This window comes from Microbacterium proteolyticum, assembly GCF_014192415.1.
GTDB lineage: Bacteria > Actinomycetota > Actinomycetes > Actinomycetales > Microbacteriaceae > Microbacterium > Microbacterium proteolyticum.
This window is the reverse complement of sequence record NZ_JACHXY010000008.1, coordinates 1-5,531: the sequence shown is the minus strand read 5'-3', so window position 1 is coordinate 5,531 and position 5,531 is coordinate 1. Positions and strand designations below refer to the sequence as shown.

The window sequence follows — 5,531 nt, the reverse complement described above, 5'->3', positions numbered from 1 at the left end:
GTGAACTGCCTCACGGGTAGGTCGGAAGACTGTTTTCGTGGGTGCGTCCGTTCCTTGAGAACTCAACAGCGTGCACTTGTCAAATGCCAATTTTATTCCTCGTCGGTCTTCGGACTGGTGAGAATTCCTTTGGATCAAAGACCAGCCCTTCCGGGGGTTGGCATTATGGATTCGTCAGTAATGATGTTTTCTCTTTGGTCAGTTTCGAACTCGCTGCGGCATCGTTTTCCCGGTGTTGTGGTTTTTTTCTTTTACGGAGAGTTTGATCCTGGCTCAGGATGAACGCTGGCGGCGTGCTTAACACATGCAAGTCGAACGGTGAAGCCAAGCTTGCTTGGTGGATCAGTGGCGAACGGGTGAGTAACACGTGAGCAACCTGCCCTGGACTCTGGGATAAGCGCTGGAAACGGTGTCTAATACTGGATATGAGATGTGATCGCATGGTCATGTTTGGAAAGATTTTTCGGTCTGGGATGGGCTCGCGGCCTATCAGCTTGTTGGTGAGGTAATGGCTCACCAAGGCGTCGACGGGTAGCCGGCCTGAGAGGGTGACCGGCCACACTGGGACTGAGACACGGCCCAGACTCCTACGGGAGGCAGCAGTGGGGAATATTGCACAATGGGCGGAAGCCTGATGCAGCAACGCCGCGTGAGGGATGACGGCCTTCGGGTTGTAAACCTCTTTTAGCAGGGAAGAAGCGAAAGTGACGGTACCTGCAGAAAAAGCGCCGGCTAACTACGTGCCAGCAGCCGCGGTAATACGTAGGGCGCAAGCGTTATCCGGAATTATTGGGCGTAAAGAGCTCGTAGGCGGTTTGTCGCGTCTGCTGTGAAATCCCGAGGCTCAACCTCGGGTCTGCAGTGGGTACGGGCAGACTAGAGTGCGGTAGGGGAGATTGGAATTCCTGGTGTAGCGGTGGAATGCGCAGATATCAGGAGGAACACCGATGGCGAAGGCAGATCTCTGGGCCGTAACTGACGCTGAGGAGCGAAAGGGTGGGGAGCAAACAGGCTTAGATACCCTGGTAGTCCACCCCGTAAACGTTGGGAACTAGTTGTGGGGACCATTCCACGGTTTCCGTGACGCAGCTAACGCATTAAGTTCCCCGCCTGGGGAGTACGGCCGCAAGGCTAAAACTCAAAGGAATTGACGGGGACCCGCACAAGCGGCGGAGCATGCGGATTAATTCGATGCAACGCGAAGAACCTTACCAAGGCTTGACATACACCAGAACACCGTAGAAATACGGGACTCTTTGGACACTGGTGAACAGGTGGTGCATGGTTGTCGTCAGCTCGTGTCGTGAGATGTTGGGTTAAGTCCCGCAACGAGCGCAACCCTCGTTCTATGTTGCCAGCACGTAATGGTGGGAACTCATGGGATACTGCCGGGGTCAACTCGGAGGAAGGTGGGGATGACGTCAAATCATCATGCCCCTTATGTCTTGGGCTTCACGCATGCTACAATGGCCGGTACAAAGGGCTGCAATACCGTGAGGTGGAGCGAATCCCAAAAAGCCGGTCCCAGTTCGGATTGAGGTCTGCAACTCGACCTCATGAAGTCGGAGTCGCTAGTAATCGCAGATCAGCAACGCTGCGGTGAATACGTTCCCGGGTCTTGTACACACCGCCCGTCAAGTCATGAAAGTCGGTAACACCTGAAGCCGGTGGCCCAACCCTTGTGGAGGGAGCCGTCGAAGGTGGGATCGGTAATTAGGACTAAGTCGTAACAAGGTAGCCGTACCGGAAGGTGCGGCTGGATCACCTCCTTTCTAAGGAGCATCTGGCATCTCATGGTTTTCGGATTGTGGGTGTCCAGGCGCCGGATCAGACCGTTCGTGTCTGCCGGTAGCTCATGGGTGGAACATTTGACTTGGTGTCGGAGATGATGTTTTCGGGTTTAGTACGTGGTTCGCCATAGGAATGATCTGGTTCGGAGTTTTCGGTACATGCACGCTGTTGGGTCCTGAGGGGCCGGGCGCTGATCGCGTCAGTCTTTGGGCTGGGTGGTTGGTGGCTGTTCCTCTAGGGCCTTCTTCGGCTTCACCGGTTGGTGGGGTGTGGAGGGGGTACCGCCCGTACTTTGAGAACTACACAGTGGACGCGAGCATCTTCGACATGATCCTTTGGGGTTGTGTCGTGAAGATGATCTTAAAGATCATTAGTCAATTTTTTGACGATTCAACTCATGTGATTTCAAGTCTTTAAGAGCAAACGGTGGATGCCTTGGCATCTGGAGCCGAAGAAGGACGTAGCAATCTGCGATAAGCCTCGGGGAACTGATAAGCGAGTTTTGATCCGAGGGTGTCCGAATGGGGAAACCCCGCCAGGGCGCGTGCGTACCTGGTGACTCCCGCCTGAATATATAGGGCGGGTAGAGGGAACGTGGGGAAGTGAAACATCTCAGTACCCACAGGAAGAGAAAGCAAAAGCGATTCCGTGAGTAGTGGCGAGCGAAACCGGAAGAGGCTAAACCTAGCGTGTGTGATAGCCGGCAGGTGTTGCACGTTGGGGGTTGTGGGACTTTTCTGATTGTTCTGCCGAGCAGTCGACGTGACAAGAGGGTATAGACGAACGGTTTTGAACGGCCGGTCATAGAGGGTGCGAACCCCGTAGTCGAAATGCCTGTTCTTGGCGTGAAAAGTATCCCAAGTAGCACGGGGCCCGAGAAATCCCGTGTGAATCTGTCAGGACCACCTGATAAGCCTAAATACTCCCAGATGACCGATAGCGGACAAGTACCGTGAGGGAAAGGTGAAAAGTACCCCGGGAGGGGAGTGAAATAGTACCTGAAACCGTTTGCTTACAAACCGTTGGAGCCTCCTTAGTAGGGGTGACAGCGTGCCTTTTGAAGAATGAGCCTGCGAGTTAGCGATACGTGGCGAGGTTAACCCGAGTGGGGTAGCCGTAGCGAAAGCGAGTCTGAATAGGGCGTTTCAGTCGCGTGTTCTAGACCCGAAGCGAAGTGATCTATCCATGGCCAGGTTGAAGCGACGGTAAGACGTCGTGGAGGACCGAACCCACTTAGGTTGAAAACTGAGGGGATGAGCTGTGGATAGGGGTGAAAGGCCAATCAAACTTCGTGATAGCTGGTTCTCTCCGAAATGCATTTAGGTGCAGCGTTGCGTGTTTCTTGCCGGAGGTAGAGCTACTGGATGGCCGATGGGCCCTACAAGGTTACTGACGTCAGCCAAACTCCGAATGCCGGTAAGTGAGAGCGCAGCAGTGAGACTGTGGGGGATAAGCTTCATAGTCGAGAGGGAAACAACCCAGACCACCAACTAAGGTCCCTAAGCGCGTGCTAAGTGGGAAAGGATGTGGAGTTGCTTTGACAACCAGGAGGTTGGCTTAGAAGCAGCCACCCTTGAAAGAGTGCGTAATAGCTCACTGGTCAAGTGATTCCGCGCCGACAATGTAACGGGGCTCAAGCACGCCACCGAAGTTGTGGCATTGACATTTTTGGTAGGCCTTCGTGGTCCAGCCGTGTTGATGGGTAGGAGAGCGTCGTGTGGCGAGTGAAGCGGCGGGGTGACCCAGCCGTGGACGCTACACGAGTGAGAATGCAGGCATGAGTAGCGAAAGACGTGTGAGAAACACGTCCTCCGAAAGACCAAGGGTTCCAGGGTCAAGCTAATCTTCCCTGGGTAAGTCGGGACCTAAGGCGAGGCCGACAGGCGTAGTCGATGGACAACGGGTTGATATTCCCGTACCGGCGAAGAACCGCCCAAGCTAATCCAGTGGTGCTAAGAGTCCTAACCAGGAATGGATGGATCCCTTCGGGGTGAAGCCGTCTTGGCGAACGCTCGACCCCATGCTGGTGCGGTTAGCGTATTAACAGGTGTGACGCAGGAAGGTAGCCCAAGCCAGGCGATGGTAGTCCTGGTGCAAGTGCGTAGGCCGACTCTTAGGCAAATCCGGGAGTCATACAGGCTGAGACACGATGCGGATAAAAAGTGGGTGATCCTATGCTGCCGAGAAAAGCATCGACGCGAGGTTCAAGCCGCCCGTACCCCAAACCGACTCAGGTGGTCAGGTAGAGAATACCAAGGAGATCGAGAGAATCGTGGTTAAGGAACTCGGCAAAATGCCCCCGTAACTTCGGGAGAAGGGGGGCCATCCACTTATTAGGACTTGCTCCGAAAGGGTGTGGTGGCCGCAGAGACTAGTGGGTAGCGACTGTTTACTAAAAACACAGGTCCGTGCCAAGTCGCAAGACGATGTATACGGACTGACGCCTGCCCGGTGCTGGAAGGTTAAGAGGACCGGTTAGCCGCAAGGCGAAGCTGAGAATTTAAGCCCCAGTAAACGGCGGTGGTAACTATAACCATCCTAAGGTAGCGAAATTCCTTGTCGGGTAAGTTCCGACCTGCACGAATGGCGTAACGACTTCCCAACTGTCTCAACCGCGAACTCGGCGAAATTGCATTACGAGTAAAGATGCTCGTTACGCGCAGCAGGACGGAAAGACCCCGTGACCTTTACTACAGCTTGGTATTGGTGTTCGGTGTGGCTTGTGTAGGATAGGTGGGAGACTGTGAAGCATTCACGCCAGTGAGTGTGGAGTCATTGTTGAAATACCACTCTGGTCACTCTGGATATCTAACTTAGGACCGTGATCCGGTTCAGGGACAGTGCCTGGTGGGTAGTTTAACTGGGGCGGTTGCCTCCCAAAATGTAACGGAGGCGCCCAAAGGTTCCCTCAACCTGGTTGGCAATCAGGTGGCGAGTGTAAGTGCACAAGGGAGCTTGACTGTGAGACTGACAGGTCGAGCAGGGACGAAAGTCGGGACTAGTGATCCGGCAGTGGCTTGTGGAAGCGCTGTCGCTCAACGGATAAAAGGTACCTCGGGGATAACAGGCTGATCTTGCCCAAGAGTCCATATCGACGGCATGGTTTGGCACCTCGATGTCGGCTCGTCGCATCCTGGGGCTGGAGTAGGTCCCAAGGGTTGGGCTGTTCGCCCATTAAAGCGGTACGCGAGCTGGGTTTAGAACGTCGTGAGACAGTTCGGTCCCTATCCGCTGCGCGCGTAGGAAGTTTGAGAGGATCTGACCCTAGTACGAGAGGACCGGGTTGGACGAACCTCTGGTGTGTCAGTTGTTCCGCCAGGAGCACCGCTGATTAGCTACGTTCGGGATGGATAACCGCTGAAAGCATCTAAGCGGGAAGCCGGCCTCAAGATGAGACTTCCATACCCTTAGGGGTGAGAGGCTCCCAGCCAGACTACTGGGTTGATAGGCCGGATGTGGAAGCGTAGTAATACGTGAAGCTGACCGGTACTAATAAGCCGATGACTTGATAACACACCGTTTTTGGTGCTTGCGTCCACTGAGTGGTTCTCGATGTACGGTCGGGAACACAACAATGAAATATCGTTGTTGGTTTACGGAACATCAATAGTGTTTCGGCGGCCATAGCGAGAGGGAAACGCCCGGTCACATTCCGAACCCGGAAGCTAAGCCTCTCAGCGCCGATGGTACTGCAGGGGGGACCCTGTGGGAGAGTAGGACACCGCCGGACTTCCTTTAAG

General features: G+C 54.5%; 3 rRNA genes. All 3 read left to right on the top strand.

The window, feature by feature from the left end:
- Positions 1-250 precede the first annotated feature (250 nt).
- Positions 251-1,772 (top strand): 16S ribosomal RNA (locus FHS07_RS16260).
- Between the two features lie 422 nt (positions 1,773-2,194).
- Positions 2,195-5,304: ribosomal RNA gene (locus tag FHS07_RS16255) — 23S ribosomal RNA — on the top strand.
- A 100-nt stretch (positions 5,305-5,404) separates the two neighbouring features.
- Positions 5,405-5,521 (top strand): 5S ribosomal RNA (gene rrf, locus FHS07_RS16250).
- The 16S, 23S and 5S rRNA genes sit together here, the layout of an rRNA operon.
- Positions 5,522-5,531: the final 10 nt, after the last annotated feature.